Annotated in this window: 31 protein-coding genes; 11 read left to right on the top strand and 20 right to left on the bottom strand. The window is 63.4% G+C overall.

Going from position 1 to position 21,107, the window contains the following annotated elements; genetic code table 11:
- Positions 1–13: 13 nt before the first annotated feature.
- Positions 14–298 (bottom strand): hypothetical protein, encoded by a 285-nt coding sequence (locus AC0L3J_RS18200; protein WP_007613695.1) that lies wholly within the window; start codon positions 296–298, stop codon positions 14–16.
- A 212-nt stretch (positions 299–510) separates the two neighbouring features.
- Complete coding sequence (locus AC0L3J_RS18195) at positions 511–855, bottom strand: hypothetical protein (RefSeq protein WP_473288527.1); 345 nt, start codon at positions 853–855, stop codon at positions 511–513.
- A 134-nt stretch (positions 856–989) separates the two neighbouring features.
- Between AC0L3J_RS18195 and AC0L3J_RS18190 the strand changes: the two genes are divergently transcribed.
- The 3 genes from AC0L3J_RS18190 to bfr all read left to right on the top strand — a co-directional run bounded on the left by AC0L3J_RS18190 (position 990) and on the right by bfr (position 2,342).
- The gene (locus AC0L3J_RS18190) at positions 990–1,286 is read left to right on the top strand and encodes a hypothetical protein (protein WP_473347980.1); all 297 of its coding nucleotides are present in this window, start codon (positions 990–992) and stop codon (positions 1,284–1,286) included.
- A 161-nt stretch (positions 1,287–1,447) separates the two neighbouring features.
- Positions 1,448–1,720 carry a (2Fe-2S)-binding protein gene (locus AC0L3J_RS18185; protein ID WP_473288529.1) on the top strand — a complete coding sequence of 91 codons (273 nt, stop codon included), beginning with the start codon at positions 1,448–1,450 and terminating at the stop codon, positions 1,718–1,720.
- A 133-nt stretch (positions 1,721–1,853) separates the two neighbouring features.
- Entirely contained in the window at positions 1,854–2,342 is a 489-nt protein-coding gene (gene bfr / locus AC0L3J_RS18180) for a bacterioferritin (protein WP_007600720.1), read from the top strand.
- 131 nt (positions 2,343–2,473) lie between these two features.
- Here bfr and AC0L3J_RS18175 read toward each other — a convergent pair whose 3' ends face one another.
- The 4 genes from AC0L3J_RS18175 to AC0L3J_RS18160 all read right to left on the bottom strand — a co-directional run bounded on the left by AC0L3J_RS18175 (position 2,474) and on the right by AC0L3J_RS18160 (position 5,165).
- Positions 2,474–3,076: an MSMEG_1061 family FMN-dependent PPOX-type flavoprotein gene (locus tag AC0L3J_RS18175; protein WP_473347979.1), complete on the bottom strand. Its 603-nt coding sequence runs from the start codon at positions 3,074–3,076 to the stop codon at positions 2,474–2,476.
- A 31-nt stretch (positions 3,077–3,107) separates the two neighbouring features.
- Entirely contained in the window at positions 3,108–3,542 is a 435-nt protein-coding gene (locus AC0L3J_RS18170; protein ID WP_473347978.1) for a DoxX family protein, read from the bottom strand.
- Positions 3,543–3,583: 41 nt separating this feature from the next.
- The gene (locus AC0L3J_RS18165) at positions 3,584–3,928 is read right to left on the bottom strand and encodes a hypothetical protein (RefSeq protein ID WP_473347977.1); all 345 of its coding nucleotides are present in this window, start codon (positions 3,926–3,928) and stop codon (positions 3,584–3,586) included.
- Positions 3,929–4,073: 145 nt separating this feature from the next.
- Positions 4,074–5,165: an alpha/beta fold hydrolase gene (locus AC0L3J_RS18160; protein WP_473347976.1), complete on the bottom strand. Its 1,092-nt coding sequence runs from the start codon at positions 5,163–5,165 to the stop codon at positions 4,074–4,076.
- Between the two features lie 125 nt (positions 5,166–5,290).
- Between AC0L3J_RS18160 and AC0L3J_RS18155 the strand changes: the two genes are divergently transcribed.
- Together AC0L3J_RS18155 and AC0L3J_RS18150 are read left to right on the top strand one after the other, a co-directional pair.
- A complete protein-coding gene (locus AC0L3J_RS18155; RefSeq protein ID WP_473347975.1) occupies positions 5,291–5,557 on the top strand; it encodes a DUF2277 domain-containing protein in 267 nt (88 codons plus the stop codon).
- A gap of 96 nt (positions 5,558–5,653) precedes the next feature.
- Entirely contained in the window at positions 5,654–5,869 is a 216-nt protein-coding gene (locus tag AC0L3J_RS18150; RefSeq protein WP_027519699.1) for a hypothetical protein, read from the top strand.
- 9 nt (positions 5,870–5,878) lie between these two features.
- Here the strand turns inward: AC0L3J_RS18150 and AC0L3J_RS18145 are convergent, their stop codons facing one another.
- The 3 genes from AC0L3J_RS18145 to AC0L3J_RS18135 form a co-directional block, all read right to left on the bottom strand.
- Entirely contained in the window at positions 5,879–6,394 is a 516-nt protein-coding gene (locus AC0L3J_RS18145) for a collagen-like protein (protein ID WP_473347974.1), read from the bottom strand.
- A gap of 112 nt (positions 6,395–6,506) precedes the next feature.
- Positions 6,507–6,755: a helix-turn-helix domain-containing protein gene (locus AC0L3J_RS18140; protein WP_027519697.1), complete on the bottom strand. Its 249-nt coding sequence runs from the start codon at positions 6,753–6,755 to the stop codon at positions 6,507–6,509.
- Between the two features lie 222 nt (positions 6,756–6,977).
- Positions 6,978–7,745 (bottom strand): SDR family NAD(P)-dependent oxidoreductase, encoded by a 768-nt coding sequence (locus tag AC0L3J_RS18135; protein ID WP_473347973.1) that lies wholly within the window; start codon positions 7,743–7,745, stop codon positions 6,978–6,980.
- 278 nt (positions 7,746–8,023) lie between these two features.
- On the opposite strand from AC0L3J_RS18135, the gene AC0L3J_RS18130 reads away from it, so the two are divergent.
- Both AC0L3J_RS18130 and AC0L3J_RS18125 read left to right on the top strand, forming a co-directional pair.
- Complete coding sequence (locus tag AC0L3J_RS18130; protein WP_473347972.1) at positions 8,024–9,583, top strand: outer membrane protein; 1,560 nt, start codon at positions 8,024–8,026, stop codon at positions 9,581–9,583.
- A 179-nt stretch (positions 9,584–9,762) separates the two neighbouring features.
- The gene (locus AC0L3J_RS18125; protein WP_473347971.1) at positions 9,763–10,248 is read left to right on the top strand and encodes a J domain-containing protein; all 486 of its coding nucleotides are present in this window, start codon (positions 9,763–9,765) and stop codon (positions 10,246–10,248) included.
- Between the two features lie 4 nt (positions 10,249–10,252).
- On the opposite strand, the gene AC0L3J_RS18120 is transcribed toward AC0L3J_RS18125, so the two are convergent.
- From AC0L3J_RS18120 to AC0L3J_RS18105, 4 genes are all read right to left on the bottom strand, one after another.
- Positions 10,253–10,888 (bottom strand): hypothetical protein, encoded by a 636-nt coding sequence (locus AC0L3J_RS18120; protein WP_473347970.1) that lies wholly within the window; start codon positions 10,886–10,888, stop codon positions 10,253–10,255.
- Positions 10,889–11,112: 224 nt separating this feature from the next.
- Positions 11,113–11,373: a hypothetical protein gene (locus AC0L3J_RS18115; protein ID WP_007613673.1), complete on the bottom strand. Its 261-nt coding sequence runs from the start codon at positions 11,371–11,373 to the stop codon at positions 11,113–11,115.
- 152 nt (positions 11,374–11,525) lie between these two features.
- The gene (locus tag AC0L3J_RS18110; RefSeq protein ID WP_473347969.1) at positions 11,526–11,912 is read right to left on the bottom strand and encodes a RidA family protein; all 387 of its coding nucleotides are present in this window, start codon (positions 11,910–11,912) and stop codon (positions 11,526–11,528) included.
- Positions 11,913–12,020: 108 nt separating this feature from the next.
- Entirely contained in the window at positions 12,021–12,362 is a 342-nt protein-coding gene (locus tag AC0L3J_RS18105) for a hypothetical protein (protein ID WP_473347968.1), read from the bottom strand.
- Between AC0L3J_RS18105 and AC0L3J_RS18100 the strand changes: the two genes are divergently transcribed.
- The gene (locus AC0L3J_RS18100) at positions 12,361–12,795 is read left to right on the top strand and encodes a hypothetical protein (RefSeq protein WP_027519692.1); all 435 of its coding nucleotides are present in this window, start codon (positions 12,361–12,363) and stop codon (positions 12,793–12,795) included. The genes AC0L3J_RS18105 and AC0L3J_RS18100 overlap by 2 nt on opposite strands.
- A gap of 87 nt (positions 12,796–12,882) precedes the next feature.
- On the opposite strand, the gene AC0L3J_RS18095 is transcribed toward AC0L3J_RS18100, so the two are convergent.
- The gene (locus AC0L3J_RS18095) at positions 12,883–13,578 is read right to left on the bottom strand and encodes a glutathione S-transferase family protein (RefSeq protein WP_473347967.1); all 696 of its coding nucleotides are present in this window, start codon (positions 13,576–13,578) and stop codon (positions 12,883–12,885) included.
- 263 nt (positions 13,579–13,841) lie between these two features.
- Here AC0L3J_RS18095 and AC0L3J_RS18090 point away from each other — a divergent pair, with 263 nt between their 5' ends.
- The gene (locus tag AC0L3J_RS18090; RefSeq protein WP_473347966.1) at positions 13,842–14,186 is read left to right on the top strand and encodes a hypothetical protein; all 345 of its coding nucleotides are present in this window, start codon (positions 13,842–13,844) and stop codon (positions 14,184–14,186) included.
- A gap of 61 nt (positions 14,187–14,247) precedes the next feature.
- On the opposite strand, the gene AC0L3J_RS18085 is transcribed toward AC0L3J_RS18090, so the two are convergent.
- The gene (locus AC0L3J_RS18085) at positions 14,248–14,898 is read right to left on the bottom strand and encodes a glutathione S-transferase family protein (RefSeq protein ID WP_473347965.1); all 651 of its coding nucleotides are present in this window, start codon (positions 14,896–14,898) and stop codon (positions 14,248–14,250) included.
- A gap of 258 nt (positions 14,899–15,156) precedes the next feature.
- On the opposite strand from AC0L3J_RS18085, the gene AC0L3J_RS18080 reads away from it, so the two are divergent.
- Together AC0L3J_RS18080 and AC0L3J_RS18075 are read left to right on the top strand one after the other, a co-directional pair.
- On the top strand, positions 15,157–15,594 hold the full coding sequence (locus AC0L3J_RS18080) for a VOC family protein (RefSeq protein ID WP_473347964.1): 438 nt from the start codon (positions 15,157–15,159) through the stop codon (positions 15,592–15,594).
- 87 nt (positions 15,595–15,681) lie between these two features.
- On the top strand, positions 15,682–16,167 hold the full coding sequence (locus AC0L3J_RS18075; protein WP_473347963.1) for a DUF4262 domain-containing protein: 486 nt from the start codon (positions 15,682–15,684) through the stop codon (positions 16,165–16,167).
- Here AC0L3J_RS18075 and AC0L3J_RS18070 read toward each other — a convergent pair.
- The 5 genes from AC0L3J_RS18070 to AC0L3J_RS18050 form a co-directional block, all read right to left on the bottom strand.
- Entirely contained in the window at positions 16,140–16,679 is a 540-nt protein-coding gene (locus AC0L3J_RS18070; RefSeq protein WP_473347962.1) for a mismatch-specific DNA-glycosylase, read from the bottom strand. The two genes, AC0L3J_RS18075 and AC0L3J_RS18070, sit on opposite strands and share 28 nt — an antisense overlap.
- A gap of 15 nt (positions 16,680–16,694) precedes the next feature.
- On the bottom strand, positions 16,695–17,024 hold the full coding sequence (locus tag AC0L3J_RS18065) for a hypothetical protein (RefSeq protein WP_473347961.1): 330 nt from the start codon (positions 17,022–17,024) through the stop codon (positions 16,695–16,697).
- A gap of 547 nt (positions 17,025–17,571) precedes the next feature.
- The gene (gene thiC, locus AC0L3J_RS18060) at positions 17,572–19,470 is read right to left on the bottom strand and encodes a phosphomethylpyrimidine synthase ThiC (RefSeq protein ID WP_473347960.1); all 1,899 of its coding nucleotides are present in this window, start codon (positions 19,468–19,470) and stop codon (positions 17,572–17,574) included.
- 165 nt (positions 19,471–19,635) lie between these two features.
- The gene (locus tag AC0L3J_RS18055; RefSeq protein WP_473347959.1) at positions 19,636–20,262 is read right to left on the bottom strand and encodes a thiamine phosphate synthase; all 627 of its coding nucleotides are present in this window, start codon (positions 20,260–20,262) and stop codon (positions 19,636–19,638) included.
- Positions 20,249–21,031, bottom strand: coding sequence for a thiazole synthase (locus AC0L3J_RS18050; RefSeq protein WP_473347958.1), 783 nt, complete (start codon positions 21,029–21,031; stop codon positions 20,249–20,251). The genes AC0L3J_RS18055 and AC0L3J_RS18050 overlap by 14 nt, the downstream gene beginning before the upstream one ends.
- Positions 21,032–21,107 lie beyond the last annotated feature (76 nt).

The raw sequence follows: 21,107 nt of genomic DNA, 5'->3' as shown, positions 1-21,107 counted from the left end.
CCATGCGATCAGATCAGTAGCAAACGCGAACCGGGCGGACGGTCCAGCCGTAGCCATCCCAGTAGCGCTGGCGCTGCCAGTAGCAGGGCGGGGGCGGCGGGCCGGGCTCGGCCACATAAACCGGTCCACCATAGGCGGGACGGCTCGATGCGATGGCGCCGCCGACGATCGCGCCGCCGATCAGGCCGGCTGCGATGCCGACGCCGACGCCGTCATGGGCCTGGGCGGACGGCGTGGCGGTCACCAGCGAACCGGCGATCGTCGCAACCGTAAGGGCGGCAACTAAAGTCTTCTTCATACTCTTGGCTCTCCTGAGAGATGGATGCTCCTTGTTAGGAGCGTCCGGGGTTCAAAGGTTCACGCAGACTCTGATGGAATTGGCCTTGCAGCTAGGAAGCGCGCAAATGGTCAATCCCCGGTAAACGCGCACGGAGCTGTGACGAGAAAAAGCGGTCTTTTTCAGGCCCCTGGATGAACGGCGCAGCTGGAATCAACCGGCTTGCGGCGACTTCAGCCACAGACTCGCGCGCGGCGGACCCGCCAGGCGTAACCGTCCCAGAAACGCTGCTTCTGCCAAACGCAGCCGTTGCCGTAATAGTCGTCGGCGACGTAGCCCGGGCCCGGCGCGTAGTAGCGCGGCGGATAGTAGCCGGGGCCATATCCCGGACCATATGCGTAGCCGGGGCCGGGGCCCGGTCCGTAATAGTACGGAGAGGCCAGCGCCCCACCGACGATGGCGCCCCCGATGATCCCGGCCGCCACGCCCGCGGCGACGCCGCGTTGCGCCTGGGCTGGTGTAACGGCGCTAAGGGCCACAGCGGCGACGGCAGCGATTGCCAGGAGCGACTTCTTCATTGACTGACCTTTCGAGCAAACACACGGGAACTCTTTGGGGGTAAAGTTCCATATTTCCTTTGAATGATCAATGAACGGCACCTTTGCCGGGGGCGACCAATTAACATGGACCGCAGCTCAGCCAGGGGAGGGCGATGATGGGCAACGCGATGATAAATGCATTGATCGCTGCCGGGATCGTCTCAGCGATCGGCTACGGCTGGATCACCCATCTCCAGAACCGCGGCCAGCGGCGCTCCCGCGCCGGGGGCGATGGCGGCGGCGACACCTCCACGGGGACGAGCGACGGCTTCTCGTTCGGGAGCTGGTTTTCCAGCGATAGTTCCGGCAGCGCGACCGACGGCGGCAGCTGTTCCAGCAGCGATAGCGGCAGTGGTGGCGGGGATTGCGGAGGCGGCGGCGATGGTGGTGGAGGAGGCGGGGGCGACTAGATCCGCCGCAATCTTGATCCAGCGCAAGGCCCTATTTTAGAGCCGTTCTAGGCTGTTTCCGGGCTAGTTTGGAATAGCTTCAAATTCCGCTTTTTCCTTTTGCATCCGGCCGGCCCCTTAAATATCGATGATGGCGCATCACCAAAGGGCCTGCCGCTTCCATGATCGTTTGTTCCTGTAACGTGCTGAGCGATGACGACATCCGCGCCGCCGTCGCCGAGTCCGACGACGCCGTGCGCCATGCCAAGCAGGTCTATGGATGTCTCGGCTGTAGCGCCGAATGCGGCCGCTGCGCTCGGACGATCAAGACCATTATCGACGAAGCGCTCGGCCCCTGTGCCTCGTCCTGCTGCTCCGGCTGCCCGCACAACCACAGTGTGGCTGCCAATGACGAGACGGCCCAGCCGGCCGAGTTCGCCCTCGCGGCCTGCTGAAATCTTCCGCGACCCTGACTGAGCTTTTCCCCGGCTGCGTCCCCGTAGCCGGTTGCTCCAGTCTTCAAACTCATTTAGAAGCGTTCTAAATTCGGTTTACGGCCGATTTGGACTGCAAGAGCTGGAGTGAACCATGCAGGGCGACGCAAAAGTTATCGACTATCTCAACAAGGCACTGCGTCACGAACTGACTGCGATCAACCAGTACTGGCTGCACTACCGCTTCCTCGACAATTGGGGCCTGCGGGACATGTCAAAGGTCTGGCGCAAGGAGTCCATCGAGGAGATGGAGCACGCCGACAAGCTCACCGAGCGGATCCTGTTCTTCGACGGCTTCCCGAACATGCAGGTGCTCGATCCCTTGCGTATCGGCCAGAACGTCAAGGAGATCATCGAGTGCGATCTCGCCGCCGAGATGAGCGCGCGGGCGCTCTACCAGGAAGCGGCGACCTACTGCCACAGCGTCAAGGACTACGTGACACGCGACCTGTTCGAGAAACTGATGAGCGACGAGGAGCACCACATCGACTTCCTCGAGACCCAGCTCGACCTGATCGGCCGCATCGGCCTCGAGCTCTATACCCAGAAGCACGTCGGCGGGCTCGAGGGCGAGGGGCACTAGGTCTCTTACTCCGCACTCTCCATTCGTCATGGCCGGGCTTGTCCCGGCCATCCACGTGCTACCCCGCAACGAAGACGTGGATGCCCGGGACAAGCCCGGGCATGACGCCCGTGTGCAGTTCGAAAGCCCAGCTACAACTGCGTCTTGTAGAGCGCTTCCACGATCTCCTGGCTCTGCGGCTCACCAAGGCCGGTCTGCTCGTGGACCACCTCGACGATGCTCGGCATCACCGAGCGCGGCACTTTCTCGGATGACCACAGCTTCGAGCGCATCAGGGCCTTGCCGCAGTGGAAATAGACTTCGCTGACGGCGACGTTCAGCACCGCGCGCGGCGCTTTGCCAAATTCCACCATCGAGGCGAGCAGGTCCGGATCGGCCGACAGCGTGCCGCGGCCGCCGACGCGCAGCGTCTCGTCGATGCCGGGGACGAAGAATAACAGATGTACGAAGCCCGAGCCCTCCACCACATTCCGAAAACTGTCGATCCGGTTGTTGCCGGAGCGATCAGGCATCAGCAGCTGGTTGGGGCCGGCGACGTGGACGAAGCCAACGCCGCCGCCGCGCGGTGAGGCATCGACGCTGCCATCGGCTCCCGACGTCGCGAGCACGCAAAACGGCGACATCTCGATGAATTTCTTCGCGTGCGCATCGATCGCGGGGCGCGCTTTCGCGATCACGCGCGGGCTCGGCTGGGCATAGATGGTGGCGAGGTCTTCGGCGCAAAGATCAGTCACGAAGGTCTCCCTGGTGGAATGTCTGAGAATATCATCTCCCGGCGCGATCGCTATCCCCCTTGTCGCGCCACCACGGCCAGTCGATCACGCCAGCACAATACAGAGCCCACCAGATCAAGACCGGCTGAAACGCCAGCCGCGGCCCGTGATAGAGCCAGCTGTCGGGGATGGGTGGAAGGTCGATGCCCTCCAGGGCGTGCTTGATGTTGGCCGGCCATACGCAAAGCGCATAGAGCGCGAGCGCAACGCCCGCCCACCAGCGCAGCGGTTTCGTCACCAGCGCAATTGCGCCTGCGATCTCGCAGACGCCAGTGATGAGGATCAGCTGTGTTGCAAACGGAACCCAGGCCGGCGTGATCGCAAGCAGCTTGTCGGGGGCCAGGAGATGCGCGATGCCGGCCGCGATGTAAAACGCTGCCAGCACAAAGCGCATCACAGCGTGCGTTCTGTCGTTCGCAGGAGCCATCGGCCCAACTAGCACGCGCGGCGCCGAGGCGCTATCGCGCGCTACACCGCATCGGCCGGCACGAAGCAACTGATGATGACGGCTCCGCGGTGATGGACGTACCACACCACGGCCTGGCCGACCGGATTGCCGCGGTCGCGGATGATGGCGCGCTCGGGCACCTCCATCCATTGTCCCTCGATCGGCAGCCAATAGGCGCCGCTGCGCACGTCGTACTCGGTGCGATGGCCGTCGGAGACGTCGCAGCAGGGCACGCCGTTCGGTGCGATCACGCTCTTGAACCAGGCGCGGATGTCGGGCGGGACGTGATCATATTGCCCGTTGTCGAACGCAAGCGCGGCGCCCGTCAGCGTGGCCAGCCAAACGCACAGTGCGAGCCTGTGCATGCGATCCTCCTCATCGCGTGTCGTGCCGTCGGCGCGCGATTATCCCACGCGTCGATTCGGACATCGACGCAATTAAGCCCGAGCCGTCAGCGTAATGCATGCTCAAATAATATGCGGGGTAGATGGCCGTTGATGCGATGCAAACTCAGCGGCGTGCAGATTCGATCGTTTGCTGCGGCGCGGCTTGCAGCAATTGCTGGACCTGCTCGCTGTAGAATTTGGCGTTTCCGGTGGTGCCGTGGCCGCGCGTCTCGGTGCTGGCCGGGATGAGATGCAGTTTGCCGTTCTTGACCCGCGTCATCGCAGCGTCCGTGATGCCGGTCTCGGGCGGGTTGCGTTCGTCGTCGGCGGAATTGATCAGCAGCAGCGGCGCTTCGATGGCCTCCAGCTTCTCGCCGGCATTGTAGTCATGCGAGGACTCCCACTGGTAGACGAAGTCGTTGGCATCTGCCGTGATCGGCATGGCCAGCCGCTCGTCGACGATCTTGTCGGCCTTTGCTGCCGTCGGCGCCTGCGATTGATAGGCCAGCGTTCCGCCGATGCTCGCGATGCCGTAGGCGGTGATCGCGTATTTCATCATGCGCGGCTGGCCGGTGTAATTGCCGCCATTGTAGTCGGGATCGCTGCGAATGGTGTCGAGCATGATCCGCCGCAGCATCCAGTTGCGCGACGCCATCTCGGTCGGCTGCGAGGCCATCGGGATCAGCGCGTCCATCGCCTTCGGATATTTCTCGCCCCACAGCCAGGTGTGCATGCCGCCCATCGAATTGCCGATGACGAGCCGCAGGTGCTTGACCCCGAGCCCTTCCGTCACCAGGCGATACTGAGCTTCGACCATGTCCTCGTAACCGTATTTCGGGAAGCTCGTCTTCATCCCGTCGGACGGTTTTGACGATTTGCCATGGCCGACATTGTCGGGAATGATGATGTAATATTTGGAGGCATCAAGTGGCTGCCCCGCGCCGAACAGCTCGCCGGCAAAGGCGGGTGACAGCATGCTCGCGCCTGAGCCGCCGGTGCCGTGCAGCACAAGGACCGGCTGGCCGCTCGGCTCACCCACCGTGGTGTAGTGCAGCTTCAGCTCCGGCATGGTCTCGCCGGTGTGGAACTTGAAATCCCTGGCGACCCAGTCGCCCTGTTTCGGCGCCGGATAATCGGCCGCCCTTGCGGATGTCGAGAGGGCCGCCAACGAGACCGATAACAGGATGGCTGACAGCGCGGCGCAAGAAGCTTTCATGTCTATTTCCCCCGTGCGGCTCTGGTCGGCGGCCGCGTTGCGGCGGAACTTAGCAGAACTGTCCGGAAGGATGTAGGATTTCGTTTCCGCCGGTCGTCCTTGAGGGAAAGGTCAGGAGAGGCTGCATGTGCCGCAACATCAAGACGCTGTTCAACTTCGAGCCGGAGGCGACGGAGGATGAGATCCACGCCAGCGCGCTCCAGTTCGTTCGAAAGCTGTCCGGCTTCAATAAGCCGTCGCAGGCCAACGAGGCGGCCTTCGACCGTGCGGTGGCGGAGGTCTCGGAGGCTGCGCGAAAACTCCTGACATCGCTGCACACCCATGCCCCTGCGCGCGACCGTGAGGTCGAGGCGGAAAAGGCCAGGGAACGTTCACGGCTGCGCTTCGGCTAGGCAGCTCGAAGGTCCGTTCCGTGACCTGGCTCACGGTGGAAGCGGTCGCAACGCGCGATGATGTTCGTCGGGCTTTTGACACGCCGGAGCACCACCATGACCCGCCCCCTTCTTCCGCTGAAAGCAGGTGCCATCGTCTTCACGCTGCTATGGACCGCGTGGATGACGTGGTGGAGCGGCTCGTTCTCGAGCGCGAACGTCGTGATCCTGGCCTTGTGCGGCGCAGCGGTCGGCTATCTCTGGTACCGCGCCATGCGCTGGCAGTTCGAGCGCATGGGCATGCTGCCGCGACGCGAGAATGGGACGAAATAGATTCGCCTGTCAGTCCTTTTGGCCGTGCTTCTTCTTTTTCTTCTTCTTCCTGTGATCGCCTTCGCTGTCCTCGTCCTCGTCACCGAGGGGCGCGTCGTCGGTCTCCTGCACGGCGGCTTCCAGCGCGTCGCGCTCGGCGGCTTCACGCTCGCGCTGGCGGCGGCGCTCGTCCCAGGCGTCGAACAGCTGATCGAGCCACGGCAGCACCTGTTCGATCGACGGGAGTTGGCCCGGAGGTCCGGCTTCACCACGCGGGCCCTGCGGCCCCGCCGGCCCTTGCGGCCCGACAGGTCCCTGTGCACCGGCCGCCCCGCGCGGGCCGGCTTCGCCCTGCTTGCCTCGCGGACCGGGCTTGCCCAGCGATCCGGCCTTCCCGATCGGCCCCGGCTTGCCCTGAGGTCCCGGCTTGCCGCGCGCCCCATCCGGCCCGCGCTTGCCCGGATGACCCTGCGGTCCCGGCCGCCCCGGTTCGCCCTGCCGTCCGCGCGGTCCCTGAGGTCCCTGCCGTTTTGGTTCGTCTGCCACGCCGCTGCTCCCTTGACCGGAAGCAAGCTAATTAGCGGCGTTTGACGACAGCGGCAATTCCGCCCGGACAGCGCGCTGGCTTGATCAACACCAATCGGCCGCACGTCACGCGCTAGTCGTGATAGGCGGGGACCTCGATGCCGGAGGCGGCGTAGAGCCTGATCTTGTTGCGCAGTGTGCGCACCGAGAGGCCGAGCACGCGCGAGGCGCGCGTGCGATTGCCGTCGCAGCGGGCGAGCGTCTGCAGCACGAGCTCACGCTCGACCTCGTCGACGGTCGCGCCGATCAGCAGCGGAACGATCTGGTTCGGTGAAAGGAAATATGCGCCCGGCTCGGACGCAGCGACATGAACAGTGGTCATCGACACACTCCCCGATCAACGCCCGCCTCCCTCTTTGGAAGCGGATCGAGAACAAACGACCCCCAAGCCGTAAATCTACGGTGGGCGGGTTTGGTTAACGAAAGGTTAACCGCGGGGCGATCGCACCAATTGACCTTGGGAATGCCGCCGCACCGCCGCGATTGGCACGGATTGCATGTTCCCGCGAGCATACCCCGCGTTACGGAGCGGGCATCATCCCGCTCACACCGTCCGGTATCCGCCATCCACCATCACGATCGTTCCCGTGACGTAGGCCGACATGTCCGACGCAAGGAAGATCGCGGGACCCACGATGTCCTCGGGCTTGCCGGTGCGCGCCAGCGGCGTGTGATCGACGAAAGCCTGCACCAGCGCCGGATTGGTCGCGCGCACATTGGCGTTGATGTTGGTCTCGATGAAGCCCGGCCCGATCGCATTGACGCGCACGCCTTCCTTGCCGAGCTCGACCGCGAGCGCCTTGGTGAAGCCGAGCACGCCGTGTTTCGAAGTGGTGTAGGCCGCCGAACTCGGCGTGCGCAGATGCACGAAGGACTGGATCGAGCCGATATTGACGATGCGGCCCTTGGCTGCGCGCAAGGGGCTGAGGAACGCCTGCGTCATGTTGAAGACGCCGTTGAGGTTGAGCGAGATGATGTCGTTCCAGTCCTTCGCCACCGTCTCGGTATCCGCGGTGAAGGCATTGCGGCGAGTGATGCCGGCATTGTTGACGAGGATCGAGACCTGCCCGACCTTGTCGGCGACTTGCCTGGCGAGCGCAAAGCAGTCGTCGCGCTTGGTGACGTCGAGCGCAAAGCTCTCGGCCTTGCCGCCGGACTTGCGGATCTCCTCGGCGGCTTCCGCGACCGTGTCGGCATTGACGTCGAGCAGCACCACCTGCGCGCCCTCGCGGGCGTAGCCGGCAGCGATGGCCCGGCCGATACCGGATCCGGCGCCCGTGATGACGGCGAGATGGTTTTGGAGGAGAGGCATGGGCGTTTCCTTGGCTGGGGTTTTTCAACGTTGCCGGCAAGACTAGTTGAAAACGAAGGCGGCAGAAACGCCATGCCGCGCTGACGCCTTATGCAATCGGGGGAGCGCGGTGACTTCCGATGGACGTGGCAAAGATGCCACGGCACGGCACGAACATCGCCAGTTCGTTCTTGTCTGATCCGCCGTCGCTTGGGTCCAAGAAATCTGGCGCCGTCAGCGTCACATCTGTCTCGAATATTTGGGGCGGCGGCGATTCCGCGCGGACGGGGATATTGGGCATGAAGAAGTTGAGGGGCGGAAGCGCGGCTCTGATCGCGTTCGCAGCGACGGTGCCTGCCTTGGCGGCGGATAGCGGGGGCGCGCCGACGTACAAGGTCCCATCGGCGGTCACGTCGCTCTGGGGTGGATTTTATGCGGGTTTTGGGCTTGGTTTCCGTGGTTCGCGCACGGACGCCACGGCGACATCGGAGACGGTCGCCGGCGCCCCGCAAAATCTGGCGGACGGCCGGCCGACAAGCGCGTCCTTCGACGGACTGGGCTTCCGCACCAGTGCCTTTAGCGGCTTCAACTGGCAATTGGCGCCGCAATGGATTGGGGGCCTCGAAGGCGATGTCGGCTTCGCCGACCAGTCCACCACGCGCCAGTCGCTGGCCTTCTCCCCCGGCTTCGTCCGCTTCGCCTTGCCGCCCGACAGCCTGACCGCAAAGACCGAGTGGGACGCCAGCCTGCGTGCCCGTCTCGGCTTCCTGCTCACACCTTCCACGCTGGCCTATGCGACCGGTGGCATCGCCTGGCAGCGTAGCTACATCAATTCGAACTGCGCCAACTGTCCCGGCTTCACGTTTTCGCCCGCCGTGATTTCCGCATCGTCTATCCAGGTTGGTTGGACCGTCGGTGGCGGCATCGAGACCGCGCTGGGTGGCAATTGGTTTGCGCGCGCCGAATATCGCTACGCCGATTTTGGCGCTGCACCGTTCACCATTGCTCGAACTGCCGTGCCCGCTTCGGGCTTCAATTCGACCGAGGACAAATTCGATCTCAAGATCCAGACTCACGCCGCCTCGTTCGGCCTGGCCTACAAGTTCGGCGACCCGATCGTGGCAGGAGTGCAGGCAGCGATGATCACCAAGGCAGCGCCGATCGCGATGTCATGGACCGGCCCCTATCTCGGTCTTGGTCTCGGTGCCCGCGCGCAGCAGGTGGATACGGCGGCAACGTCGGAACTGTTTGGCGTTGCACTGATTCCGCTCGAGAAGAACACGGTGCCGTTCAACGGCACCGCCTTCCGCGCCAGTCCCTATGCCGGCGTCAACTGGCAATTCGCTCCCAAATGGGTCGCCGGTATCGAGGGCGACGCCGGCTTTGCCGGCCGGACCGTCACCCTGAGCGGATATCCGGTGTCGCCTGCCTTCGGCACCTTCCACGAGGCCGCCGATTCCCTTGTGGTGAAGTCAACATGGGACGCGAGCTTGCGCGCGCGTCTCGGCTTCCTGGTGACGCCGGCGACGCTGCTATTCGCGAGCGGCGGTGCGGCGTGGCAGCATGACGAGGTGATCTCGACCTGCGGGAGCGCGCCCTGCCGGACCTTGTTTAATTTATCGCCGTCGGTGATAGCGAACTCCACGACGAAACTGGGCTGGACCCTCGGCGGTGGCCTGGAGACGGCGCTGGGCCATCACTGGCTGGCGCGCGCCGAATACCGCTTCGCCGACTTCGGCACGTCGACTTACGCAATCGGTCGAACGTCGCACTTCGCGCCCAGCAACACCGTCGATACTTTCGATGTCACACTGCGCACCCACGTTGCGACTTTCGGTCTCGCGTATCAGTTCAACTGATCCGTGCCGGGTCTGGCGGTCCGTCCGGCGGGGACGTAACGACCGCGATGCGGTCTGCGCGCAGCTGTGACAATTTCCTTCAGGATTCGTTTCGAAGTTTCATGAAAGGCTAACTCGAAATTAAGGGGTCGGAAACGGCGGCCTTGGCATACTGATCTTGATTGCTAAACGTTGCGCGCATGATGGAACGGCTTGAATCCTGGAAACTCGCACTCGAACGCCTGCGGTCGGCGGACGGCGCCGATTGGGCCGAGGCGGGCCGTCTGGTGGCCGAGATCACGCGGATGAGCACCGATACCATGCTGCGTCAGGCTGCCGAGCAGGCGCTTCCGGTGCTGCGCCAGGCCGTCGACAACGACGATCACAGCGTCACGCTGGCGGCACGGCGCCGTCTCGGCGTGGTGCTCGATGTCGTTCACGACCTGACCGCGCCGCGCTTCGGCCGCCGCAATGCTGCGCCGAAGACATTGTCCAGCGAGGATCGCGCCCGCAAGGTGCTCGGCCTGCCGCTCGCGGTACAGCTCACCTGCGAGGACATCAACCAGGCCTATCGCCGCGCCGCCAAGGGCATGCACCCCGACCAAGGCGGCAGCGCGCAAGCCTTCATCGATCTCGCCGCCGCGCGCGATCTCCTGATCCATCCCCGCGCGTACAAGGACGCGTGAGGCCTCAACTCTTGTTCACGCAGCTTGGATAGGGCGCGGCTTCGCCTGCTACGATCGGACAGAGCTCGATCGGGCTGAGCGCGCGCAAACGCGCCTGCCAGCGGTCGTCGTTCACCGGCGGCTCGTCGCTTTCGGGGCCGCGCTCGGCCCACTGGATTGTGTAGTAGTCGGTCGTGCCCTTCAGCGTGACCAGGAGCGCGGTCTCGCTGTGCCGGGTCGGGCCGCTGTCGACGCGGCCGCAGCCGATCACGGCGACGAAACCTTCGAAGCGGCCGAACGCGGTGGCGCCAAGCGACCTTGCCGCAAAGCTGTCGGGGCAGGCGGATTTGAAACCGCCTGCGATCGAGCCCGCGAACTTCTCCGGCGATGAACCAGGAGTGGTCGTCATACCCTTCTCGCCTGTTACGGTGATCATCTCGGTCCAGCGCTCGGGCGTCTCACCCTTCAGCACGGCCTCGCGGATGTAGTGGCCGCCCTTGGTGTTCTCGAACACCGCGGAAAAATTCGACGGCATCGCGAAGCTGACAAGCTGGCCGAACACTGGCGAGATCACGCGGAAGGATTGCGGGGCCTGTGCGTTCGCCGTTGCGGCGAGAAGCAGCGATGCGGCCAGAACCGTGGCTGTCGTCGGTGCGCGCATCGATTGGCTCCAAAGCCGCGAGGTGAAAAAACAAGCGGGCAAAAACAAGCGGGCAAGGATGGGGGCGCCCCGGACAAAATGTGAGTAGGTCCGCCAACGGGCCAGGTTCAAAGCGCGTGCGCGGAAATGCGCGACGTTCGCCGAAAAACCAATGGCGCGTCCAAAAGAAAAGGGCGGACCGCTTGCGCGATCCGCCCCTTGAAATGCGGTCTGTCGCCTCACGCCTAGAGCGTGCAGCGGCGCTCCGCGCGCAGCTTGATCTGGAGCTCCGAGGCGGCCGTGAAGGTCGGGAGCGGCTTGCTGACGACCTTGTAGGTCGACACGCCCCACTGGAACGGCTTGTACTTCAGGTCTTCGTTCCAGACCTGGCAGATGCCGGTGTTGTCCCAGCGGATCACGTAATAGCCGACCGCCGCGGAGGCCGGCACGGCGAACACGGAGGTGGCGATGCCGGCAACGGCACAGAGGGCGAGAACGCGACGCATGAAATATCTCCTGATGGGAACGTGACACGGGAACTGGTGCGGCAAAATGGTGCGGCTGGCAAGCGGGGCGGCGACCGTTCACGGATATGTCAGCCGTTGGTCGGCTGTTCGAACGATCCTTATTCCTTGACTATCGCCGGACGAGCACACGTCTACCCCTTCGCCAGCGACGCCACCGCCTCGATCTCGATCAGCATCTTCGGATCGGGCAGTGCGTGGACCACGCAGGTGGTGCGGGCAGGGTAGGGCGGCGGGCCGAAGGCGCCGGCATAGAGCGCGTTCATGGCGGCGACGTCGGAGGCGCGGGTCAGCAGCACGTTGACCTTGACGAGATCGCGGATCTCGGCGCCGGCCTCCGCCAGCACGCGCTTGATGTTGACGGCGACGTTGGCGAACTGCGCATCGAAGCCATCGGGCAGCGCGCCGGTCGCGTCGAAGCCGGGAATGCCGGAGACGAACAGGAGATCGCCGGCGCGCGCGGCAAAGGACAGCGGCGGCGCCTTGACGTGCGGCGGGGGCGCGAAATGCTGGATCGGCATGGGATCACCTCGGATGGACGGCTGGACGCACAAGCGTAGCGGCAGGCCGGGGCGCCTCCAACAAAAAACGCGAAAACAACCCCATGCACAGTAGGCATCCGGCGGAAATCATTGATGTTTCTTTTTGACTTCGGGAAAAGCAAAATAATCGTTGCTTCGTCGGGCAAAACGGGGGCAGAATGGCATGATGGCGGGTGAGCGTCTCGTCGCGCCAAACTCCGCCGTCATGCCCGGCTCGACCGGGTCATCCAGTACGCCGCGGCGTCTCGGTTCACCATCGCTCTCTCTGGAATACTGGATCGCCCGGTTAAACCGGGCGATGACAGTTGAGTGTGTTGCTACAGACCGCGACACACGCCCAGCCATCATGTTGCCGCCCCGATCCATCGGATAGATTCCGCTCGTCTGATTCGCTTTCCCCTTGAAAGATAGCCCCCGGAGATTCTTCATGAAGTTCGCATCCACCCTTCGCGCCGCGCTGGTCGGCATTGCCGCGCTGGCCGGCCTCTCGACCTCGGCGCTGGCCGATGGCGGCACCGTGGTGCTGACGATCTACAAGGCGGGCTGGATCATCGGCGGCTCCGGCGGCTCGGGCGTGCTGAACTTCCGCGGCCGCGCCTATTCGCTCTCGACCGGCGGCCTCGACTACGGCCTCGTCTTCGGCGGCTCCAAGACCGTGCTGCGCGGCCGCGTCTCGAACATCAACCGGCCCTCCGACATCGCCGGCGTCTACGGCGCCGCCGGTGCCGGCATCGCGGTGGGCCGCGGCGCCCGTGCGATCGTGCTGACCAACCAGAAGGGCGCCGTGCTCGAGCTGTCCGGCACGCAGGTCGGCCTTATGGCGAATGCGGATCTCAGCGGGCTTGCGATCACGATGCGGTAGGGCGATCAGCTCATTTCGTAGCCCGCATGAGCGAGAGCGACATGCGGGTCAACCCTCAGCCCCGGATGTCGCTGTCGCTCATCCGGGCTACGTTCCCGACACCATCGCATGCACCCTCTCGCAATGTGCGACGAGATTCTCGTGCGCATCGACGAAGGCCTTCAGCGGTGTCGGGATGGGAAAGTAATAAATGTTGGCGATGAAGCCGTAGATGCCGGCATCGACGCTTGTTGGCGCCGCGCCGTGCACGAAGCCCGCGACGGGAACGATCTCCGCCAGCACCTGCAGATCGGCGAGCCCCCGCGCGTAGGCCTGCTCGGGCGTGTAGCGGCCGATGCCCTGGAAATGGTAGCGCTGCGCATTATACGCCTTCGCCTTCTCGAACCCTGTCGCGTCGATCTGATTGTGCTGCGCGATGAAGGCGTCGCGGAACGCGGGATAATAGCGCTCGTCCTTCCAGCGCGAATACGACATCACCCAATAGAGATCGTCGAGCATGCGCGTGACGAAGTGATTGGTCCGCCTTTGCTCGGCAGTTAGCGCTGCGTCGGTGGTGAGGCGGTATCTCGCTGTCGCGTGCGCGATGATGGTCTCGCTGTCGCCGATCGTCTCGCCGTCATCCACGATATAGGGCAGCTGCCCGCGCGGCGCGGCGGAGGCATCGAACACATGCTCATGCATGAACGGTACGCCCGCGATCTTCAGGAAGGCATAGACCTTGAGGCCGTAGCCGTTGTTGTCGGCGACGCCGAACAGCTCTGGATAGGAGTAGAGGGTCAGCATGGGCGGGCTCCTCATCGATCTGCGGAGGTAGCATGCGGGGGCTTTGCGGCAGAAGCAATGCCCGATCAGTACACGAATTTGCTCGGCCTTACATTCGAGATGCGCTGTAGGGCGGCGTTCCCCAACTATCGGGATCTCACCGTGTGACGCGATGAATTGCTCAAAGCTGTGCGAGGCGCGGCGCCCATTGTATACAATCAAAGATTGAATTAGACTGTGAGGTGATGACAGCCGATGGTCATCGATTTCAGCAGGAGCTTTCCATGAAAGAGAGTGATCTCAAGGAGCTGGAAGCGCTACCTCATTCAAGCACTTGCAGGCTCATATCATTTGCGGATGCAGAGGTGGTTCCCGGTATCGTGCCCAATACGTTCATCCTGATCGTCAGCGGCGTGAAGCCATGGGTGACGATGAAGGTCGAATTGGTGCCGCTGATCTACATCCGACAACCGGAATACTGGGGCATCGAGGTCGTCGGATGTCAAAGCGGCATCGGATTGCCCAGGCAAGCCCCCTATCACGTCAGCCTGGATATTTCCCATCTGCGCGGCACCATTGGCATCGAGGTGATCGGTGCGACGTCGCGCAAGCAGTTCAAGGTGCCCTGAGAGACGTGACGGTGCGACGGTGGGTTAGCCGATGACGACGCAGCCGCGCGGCTAACTCACCCTACGAACGCGATGCGGCGGTGAACACCGCAAATTGTGCCTCGAATGCCCGCCTGAACGCGGGCCGTGCTTCGCCGCGGGCGACGTAGGCGGCGATTTCTGGATATTCGTCCAGCAGGCCTGACGCATTCAACCGGCGCAGCACCGTCACCATCATGAGATCGCCGGCGCTGAACGCACCGTCGAGCCAGTCGGCATCGCCGAGGCGGCGGGACAATTCGCCGAGCCTGACACGGACGCGATCCTGCAGCATCGGCAGCCGCTCCGCGTACCAGCCCTTGTCGCGCTCGAACAGCATGGCCATCCCGAGCTCGACGATCGGCGGCTCCAGCGTGCTCAGCGCGGCAAACATCCACGCGATCGCGCGGGCCCTGGCGTGCGGCTCCGTCGGCAGCAGCCCGGTATGGCGCTCCGCGATATGGAGCACGATCGCGCCGGACTCGAACAGGGCGAGGTCACCGTCCTCGTAGGTTGGAATCTGCCCGAACGGATGCAGGGCGAGATGGGCGGGCGCTTTCATGTCTTCGAACGAAACCAGACGCACATCGTAGGGCTGCCCCACTTCTTCGAGCGCCCAACGAACCCGCATGTCGCGGGCCTGTCCTTTGCCGCGGTCCGGAGAGTTGGCGAAGGCGGTGATGGTGGGCGGCATCTGGCGGGCTCCGGGTGGTGGCTTGCGTTCGGAGGACGAATGGAATGAGTGGATTCCGACAGGTTAATGCGTTTTCGTGGACCCGTAGCCGCATGAGCGATAGCGATATGCGGGGCAGCTGCCGGCCCCGGATGTCGCTGTCGCTCATCCGGGCTACAAGAAAATCCCGCCGCCACTGTCGGATCGTTGCCTCCTGCCTCGTCCTTGGAACATCGGCGCGCCGGCGCGCGTCCGCCCGAGGCAAAAGGATTTCCATTCATGACCTCCATCACGCCGTTTCTCTGGTTCGACAACAACGTGCCGGAGGCCGTCGCCTTCTACAAATCGGTGTTCCCCAACGCCGAGGTCGAGACTGTCAGCGACTTCATGGCGGTGTTCGAGCTCGAAGGCCAGCGCTTCAACGCGCTCAACGGGGGTCCGCAATACAAGTTCAACGAGGCGGTGTCGTTCTTCATCAGCGTGGAGACGCAGGCGGAAGTCGATTATTTCTGGGACAGGCTCACCGCCGACGGCGGCGAGGAATCCCGCTGCGGCTGGCTCAAGGACAAGTTCGGGCTGTCCTGGCAGGTGATCCCATCAGCGCTCGGCCGCTACCTCGGCGACCCCGACCGCAGCAAGGCGAACCGCGTCATGCAGGCGATGATGCAGATGAGAAAGATCGTGATTGTGGATCTGGACAGGGCGTATGCGGGGTGAGGGGCTGAGGGATGTCGTTTGCAGACGCGAGGTGGTGGGTTACGCTGCGCTCATGCACCCCGCGAACGCCAGGTCCGAGACCCGCCCATGCTGGATAGTTTCGTATGGCCCGAGCCGGACGGGGCTCCCGACGAGATACTGTTCCGCAACGTTCGGGAACACGGCTGCCATCTGATGGGCATCGCCGCTGAGGCGCAGACCCCGGCTTATGTTTTCTCGATTGGCCTCTACCTCAACTACGCGCACGCCGAACTCGTCTTGTTCGGGCTCGACTCCAAAGACGCTTGCGCCGTCATCAACGCCGTTCGCGACCGAGCCGCAGCGGGACGGCGCTACGTCGCGGGCGACGTCTGCGACGACCTTCCGCTCGAGCGTAAGGTCTGCTTCGTCGAGGTGCCGCTCAGGGCCTACGAAGCCTATCTCGGCACGGCGATCTGGTTCTATGCAAGATTGCCGCGGCCGTTTCCCTGCCTTCAGATCGTATGGCCAGATCGCGAGGGACGGTTTCCTTGGGAAGCGGGGTACGATGTGAGTCTCAGAACGTATCAACCGGTGTTGAGATCGTTTTCCTGAAGCTTGCCGATCCACTCGGCCAAATCGTGCCACGGCTCCAATGTCCAATGCCCGGACGCGGCGCCGGACGGCGAGGGCAGCACGAAGATTTCGGGCAAACTCTCATCGCGCTGCTGCCGCCCGAGCGCAATCCCGCTTGACGGCCTGCCATAAAACAAGCTCGCCGCCTTCTTGCTCGTGAACGCAATCGTCTTCGGGCGATACTGCTCGATCTTGGCCCTGAACCCCGGCACGTCGATCGTCTCAGCCGCGATCTGGTGATCCATCCCGGCGCCCGACTTGGACAGGTCGGTGAAGCCGATCCCGAGATCGAGCAAGCTCGCGAACTCGCCCGGCTGATAGCGCCGCGGCGTGATTCCGGCCTCGTGGATCGCGCGCCAGAAGCGATTGCCGGGATGGGCGTAGTAGTGCCCGAGCTCCGCCGAGCGCGTGCTGGCGGCGGTGCCGACGAAGACGAGGCGGAGGTTGGGGCGGAGCTGGTCGGGGAGGCGGTGTGGGGACGAGTCTATCAACTGAGGGCTAACATCTTACAGGGGTTTGTGAATAGTAAGTCCCTCTGCACCGAACAATCGCGTATAAAACTCAATCGCGTATCGATCGGTCATTCCGGCGATAAAGTCTGAAATCGCGCGAAGCTCTTGTGCGCGAGTCGCTCCTTCGCACACAGCTCGGAAATCTTCAGGCAAAAGCCGAAGTCCCTTTGGACCAGACAACGCTTCAAAAATTTTGCGAACAATATCCTTTCCTCGGTATTCGACCACTTGGACTCTTGGGGATCGAATAACAGCGTGAAAAGTAATATTCTTTAGAACCTCTACTTCGAGAAAAGTCGAAAACCGAAGTCTGACTTGGTGCATTTGTGGGAATAGCGCGTGAGGCTTTTACGTTCCTCTGCTCACCGCGGAAGAGCCCTGAGGTGTAGTTAAGGCGAATTGCGATCGATTTCGCAATTTGAGCCACTTCCAACGAATGCGTGAGCCTGTTACGGAAAAAATCTGACTCCCTACCCGGGAAAACTTGTGTCTTTCCTTGAAGCCTGCGGAAGCTAGGGCTGTGGATTAGGCGAGCATAATCTCTTCGCCAAGGGGCACGGTAAGCCTCCTTGTCTCCGCCCTTCTTTATCGGAATCTGGCGGCGCCAATCACTAGTTCGATATAGCGCCATCGAGCCAACTACTTCTTGCGTGGCAATTTCTTGTGCAATTCGCCTGATTTACCAGATCTTTGAACTGTAGAGGCCTTCAGTTGCGAAAGCCTCCGCCAGACATCCTTCCTCAAGCCAGCGTCGAACTCCCACTCTACGGGGGCCGTCGCTGACTTCTTGGTCGATGATTTTGTTTTTGATGCCATTGATTCGTAGCCTATCATCAAGCATCCGGAAGGTCACGCAAAGGTGCGCGATACCTCACAACACCCGATTGCTCTCCTTCACCTTCTCCGCATCCAGATAAACGCTGCTCCCCATCTCCTTGAACTTCGCGCTCATCTTGGCCATGCCGTCCTCGGCAGTGCCGCTCATCGACATGCCCACGCCGTTCGGATCGTTCAGCGTCGCCGCGTAATCGCGGACGTCCTGCGTGATCTTCATCGAGCAGAATTTTGGGCCGCACATCGAGCAGAAATGCGCGACCTTGTGGGCTTCCTTCGGCAGGGTCTCATCGTGGAAGTTCTTGGCGGTGTCGGGGTCGAGGCCGAGGTTGAACTGGTCGCTCCAGCGGAAGTCGAAACGGGCGCGGGAGAGGGCGTCGTCGCGCAGTTGGGCTGCCGGGTGGCCCTTGGCGAGGTCGGAGGCGTGGGCGGCGATCTTGTAGGTGATGACGCCGACCTTGACGTCGTTGCGATCGGGTAGCCCAAGATGCTCCTTCGGCGTGACGTAGCAGAGCATGGCGCAGCCGAACCAGCCGATCATGGCCGCACCGATGCCCGAGGTGATGTGGTCGTAGCCCGGCGCGATGTCGGTGGTCAGGGGCCCGAGGGTGTAGAACGGCGCTTCGCCGCACTCCTTGAGCTGCTTGTCCATGTTGATCTTGATCTTGTGCATCGGCACGTGGCCGGGGCCTTCGATCATGACCTGGCAGCCCTTGTCCCACGCGATTTTGGTGAGTTCTCCGAGCGTCTCCAGCTCGGCGAACTGCGCGCGATCGTTGGCGTCCGCGATCGAGCCGGGACGCAGGCCATCACCCAGCGAGAACGAGACGTCATACTTGCGCATGAGGTCGCAGATCTCGTCGAAATGGGTGTAGAGGAAGCTCTCCTTGTGATGCGCCAGGCACCACTTCGCCATGATCGAGCCGCCGCGGCTGACGATGCCGGTGACGCGGTTGGCGGTGAGGTGGATGTATTGCAGGCGCACGCCGGCGTGGATGGTGAAATAATCGACGCCCTGCTCGCACTGCTCGATCAGCGTGTCCTTGTAGAGTTCCCAGGTCAGCTTGACCGGATCGCCGTCGCACTTCTCCAGCGCCTGATAAATTGGAACGGTGCCGATCGGCACCGGCGCGTTGCGCAAAATCCATTCGCGGGTGGTGTGGATGTTGCGGCCCGTCGAGAGGTCCATCACGGTGTCGGCGCCCCAGCGGATCGCCCACACCATCTTCTCGACCTCTTCCTCGACCGATGACGTCACCGCCGAGTTGCCGATATTGGCGTTGATCTTGGTGAGGAAGTTGCGGCCGATGATCATCGGCTCGAGTTCACTGTGGTTGATGTTGCAGGGGATGATGGCGCGGCCGCGCGCGATCTCGCTGCGGACGAACTCCGGGGTGATGAAGGCGGGGACCTCGGCGCCGAAGCTCTCGCCGTCGGCAAGGGCTGCTTCCGCACGCTCGAGCTGCTCCTTGCGGCCGAGGTTTTCGCGCGCGGCGACGTAGATCATCTCCTTGGTGATGATGCCGGCGCGGGCGAATTCGAGCTGGGTGATCTTGTGGCCGTCGAGGCCGCGCAGGGGCTGGTGATAGGCCGAGAAGGCGCGCGCGGCCTTGTCGGTGGAGACGCTGCCATTGTCCTCCGGCTTGATCTGCCGTCCCTGATATTCCTCGACGCCGCCGCGCTCCAGCACCCAGGCCTTGCGGCCGCGCGCGAGACCGGCGTTGACGTCGATGGTCACGCTCGGGTCGGTGTAGGGGCCGGAGGTGTCGTACACCGGCAGGTTCGGCTCGCCGGCGCCCTCGGAGAGGATGATCTCGCGCAGCGGCACGCGCAGGTCGGGCGCGGCATCGGGCGAAGCGAAGATTTTTCGCGACGAGGGCAGCGGGCCGGTGGTGACGGCGGGAACGGTCTTGTCGGGATTGGAGCGGATGTTCATGGGATCCTCCGGTTTAATTCGTATGTGCGTGCGTCTGGGCGAGGGCGGTGAATTCTTGCTCCGTCATTGCGAGCGCAGCGAAGCAATCCAGAATCTCTCTGCAGAGACAGTCTGGATTGCTTCGTCGCAAGTACTCCTCGCAATGACGGGTGGAGAGAGTGCGCATCACGCGGCCTCCGCGGATAGGCCGAGCCATTGCCGCACCCGCGCATCCGGGTCGGCATTCTGGGTGACGTCGCTGACGACGGCGATGGAATCGGCGCCCGCGGCAAAGATCTCCGCGGCGTGCTCGAACTTGATGCCGCCGATCGCGACCAGCGGGATATTTCCGATGCGCTTCTTCCACTCCGTGATCTTTGGAATGCCCTGCGGTTCGAAGCGCATCGACTTCAGCGTGGTGAAGAAGATCGGGCCCAGCGCGACATAATCGGGCTCGGCGGCGAGCGCGGTGTCCAGCTCCGCATCGTCATGGGTGGAGACGCCGAGTGACAAGCCGGCCTCGCGGATGGCCGCGAGGTCGGCGTCTGCAAGATCCTCCTGGCCGAGATGCAGATATTTCGCGCCGGCGACGATCGCCGCGCGCCAATAATCGTTGACGACGAGCTTGGCTTGCGTGCCCGCGGTGATCGCCAGCGCATCGGTGACCATCTGCAGCGATTGCGAGTCGTCGAGATCTTTCGCGCGCAGCTGAATGGTGCCGACGCCGAGCCTGGTCAGGCGCTCGACCCAGGCCAGGCTGTCGACGACGGGATAAAAGCGATCAGGATACGCGTTGCGATCAGGATACGGCATGCCAGAACGGTGTCCCAACGACAGGGGTGGAAGGGGAGGCGAAATCGCGGGCGTTCATCAGCCCGGCCTCAAAAGCGGTGCGGCCGGCTTCGATCCCGAGGCGGAAGGCGTTGGCCATGGCGACGGGATCGGCGGCTTTGGCGATGGCCGTGTTGAGCAGCACGGCGTCGTAGCCGAGCTCGAGCGCTTGCGCCGCATGCGACGGCGCGCCGATGCCGGCGTCGACCACCAGTGTGATATCGGGCAGCCGCTCGCGCATCAGCTTGAGCGCGTCGCGGTTGGTGATGCCCTTTGCGCTGCCGATCGGCGCCGCCCACGGCATCACCACCTTGCAGCCGGCATCGACCAGGCGGTTGGCGACCGAGAGATCCTCGGTGCAATAGGGGAACACTTCAAAGCCGTCCTTGATCAGGATGCTTGCTGCTTCCACAAGTCCGACCACGTCGGGCTGCAGCGTGTCGTTGTCGGCGATGACTTCGAGCTTGATCCAGCTCGTGCCGAACAATTCGCGTGCGAGCTTGGCCGTGGTCACCGCTTCGCGCACGCTGCGGCAGCCGGCGGTGTTCGGCAGCACGGTGACGTCGAGCTCGCGGATCAGATTCCAGAACGCGTCGCCGGTCTTGCCGCCGGCGGATTCGCGCCGCAGCGACACCGTGACGATGTTCGAGCCCGAGGCGCGGATCGCCGACTGCATGATCGCAGGCGAGGGATAAAGCGCGCTGCCGATCAGGAGGCGGGAGGGGAAGGTTTTGCCGTAAAAATTGACCATCAGTGTCTCCGCGCTTCGCGGTTTGCTCCCTCGCCCCGCTTGCGGGGAGAGGGTTGGGGTGAGGGGCTGTATCCGC

Source organism: Bradyrhizobium sp. Kon37 (genome assembly GCF_055807535.1).
The sequence above is the reverse complement of the archived record's forward strand: the minus strand, read 5'-3'. Positions and strand labels throughout refer to the sequence as shown.

Coding starts and splice junctions, on each gene's coding strand:
- AC0L3J_RS18200 (WP_007613695.1), bottom strand. CDS start 298: ATGAAGAAGACTTTAGTTGCCGCCCTTACGGTTGCGACGATCGCCGGT.
- AC0L3J_RS18195 (WP_473288527.1), bottom strand. CDS start 855: ATGAAGAAGTCGCTCCTGGCAATCGCTGCCGTCGCCGCTGTGGCCCTT.
- AC0L3J_RS18190 (WP_473347980.1), top strand. CDS start 990: ATGATGGGCAACGCGATGATAAATGCATTGATCGCTGCCGGGATCGTC.
- AC0L3J_RS18185 (WP_473288529.1), top strand. CDS start 1,448: ATGATCGTTTGTTCCTGTAACGTGCTGAGCGATGACGACATCCGCGCC.
- bfr (WP_007600720.1), top strand. CDS start 1,854: ATGCAGGGCGACGCAAAAGTTATCGACTATCTCAACAAGGCACTGCGT.
- AC0L3J_RS18170 (WP_473347978.1), bottom strand. CDS start 3,542: ATGGCTCCTGCGAACGACAGAACGCACGCTGTGATGCGCTTTGTGCTG.
- AC0L3J_RS18165 (WP_473347977.1), bottom strand. CDS start 3,928: ATGCACAGGCTCGCACTGTGCGTTTGGCTGGCCACGCTGACGGGCGCC.
- AC0L3J_RS18160 (WP_473347976.1), bottom strand. CDS start 5,165: ATGAAAGCTTCTTGCGCCGCGCTGTCAGCCATCCTGTTATCGGTCTCG.
- AC0L3J_RS18155 (WP_473347975.1), top strand. CDS start 5,291: ATGTGCCGCAACATCAAGACGCTGTTCAACTTCGAGCCGGAGGCGACG.
- AC0L3J_RS18150 (WP_027519699.1), top strand. CDS start 5,654: ATGACCCGCCCCCTTCTTCCGCTGAAAGCAGGTGCCATCGTCTTCACG.
- AC0L3J_RS18140 (WP_027519697.1), bottom strand. CDS start 6,755: ATGACCACTGTTCATGTCGCTGCGTCCGAGCCGGGCGCATATTTCCTT.
- AC0L3J_RS18135 (WP_473347973.1), bottom strand. CDS start 7,745: ATGCCTCTCCTCCAAAACCATCTCGCCGTCATCACGGGCGCCGGATCC.
- AC0L3J_RS18130 (WP_473347972.1), top strand. CDS start 8,024: ATGAAGAAGTTGAGGGGCGGAAGCGCGGCTCTGATCGCGTTCGCAGCG.
- AC0L3J_RS18125 (WP_473347971.1), top strand. CDS start 9,763: ATGATGGAACGGCTTGAATCCTGGAAACTCGCACTCGAACGCCTGCGG.
- AC0L3J_RS18120 (WP_473347970.1), bottom strand. CDS start 10,888: ATGCGCGCACCGACGACAGCCACGGTTCTGGCCGCATCGCTGCTTCTC.
- AC0L3J_RS18115 (WP_007613673.1), bottom strand. CDS start 11,373: ATGCGTCGCGTTCTCGCCCTCTGTGCCGTTGCCGGCATCGCCACCTCC.
- AC0L3J_RS18110 (WP_473347969.1), bottom strand. CDS start 11,912: ATGCCGATCCAGCATTTCGCGCCCCCGCCGCACGTCAAGGCGCCGCCG.
- AC0L3J_RS18100 (WP_027519692.1), top strand. CDS start 12,361: ATGAAGTTCGCATCCACCCTTCGCGCCGCGCTGGTCGGCATTGCCGCG.
- AC0L3J_RS18105 (WP_473347968.1), bottom strand. CDS start 12,362: ATGAAGAATCTCCGGGGGCTATCTTTCAAGGGGAAAGCGAATCAGACG.
- AC0L3J_RS18095 (WP_473347967.1), bottom strand. CDS start 13,578: ATGCTGACCCTCTACTCCTATCCAGAGCTGTTCGGCGTCGCCGACAAC.
- AC0L3J_RS18090 (WP_473347966.1), top strand. CDS start 13,842: ATGAAAGAGAGTGATCTCAAGGAGCTGGAAGCGCTACCTCATTCAAGC.
- AC0L3J_RS18085 (WP_473347965.1), bottom strand. CDS start 14,898: ATGCCGCCCACCATCACCGCCTTCGCCAACTCTCCGGACCGCGGCAAA.
- AC0L3J_RS18080 (WP_473347964.1), top strand. CDS start 15,157: ATGACCTCCATCACGCCGTTTCTCTGGTTCGACAACAACGTGCCGGAG.
- AC0L3J_RS18075 (WP_473347963.1), top strand. CDS start 15,682: ATGCTGGATAGTTTCGTATGGCCCGAGCCGGACGGGGCTCCCGACGAG.
- AC0L3J_RS18065 (WP_473347961.1), bottom strand. CDS start 17,024: ATGCACCAAGTCAGACTTCGGTTTTCGACTTTTCTCGAAGTAGAGGTT.
- thiC (WP_473347960.1), bottom strand. CDS start 19,470: ATGAACATCCGCTCCAATCCCGACAAGACCGTTCCCGCCGTCACCACC.
- AC0L3J_RS18055 (WP_473347959.1), bottom strand. CDS start 20,262: ATGCCGTATCCTGATCGCAACGCGTATCCTGATCGCTTTTATCCCGTC.
- AC0L3J_RS18050 (WP_473347958.1), bottom strand. CDS start 21,031: ATGGTCAATTTTTACGGCAAAACCTTCCCCTCCCGCCTCCTGATCGGC.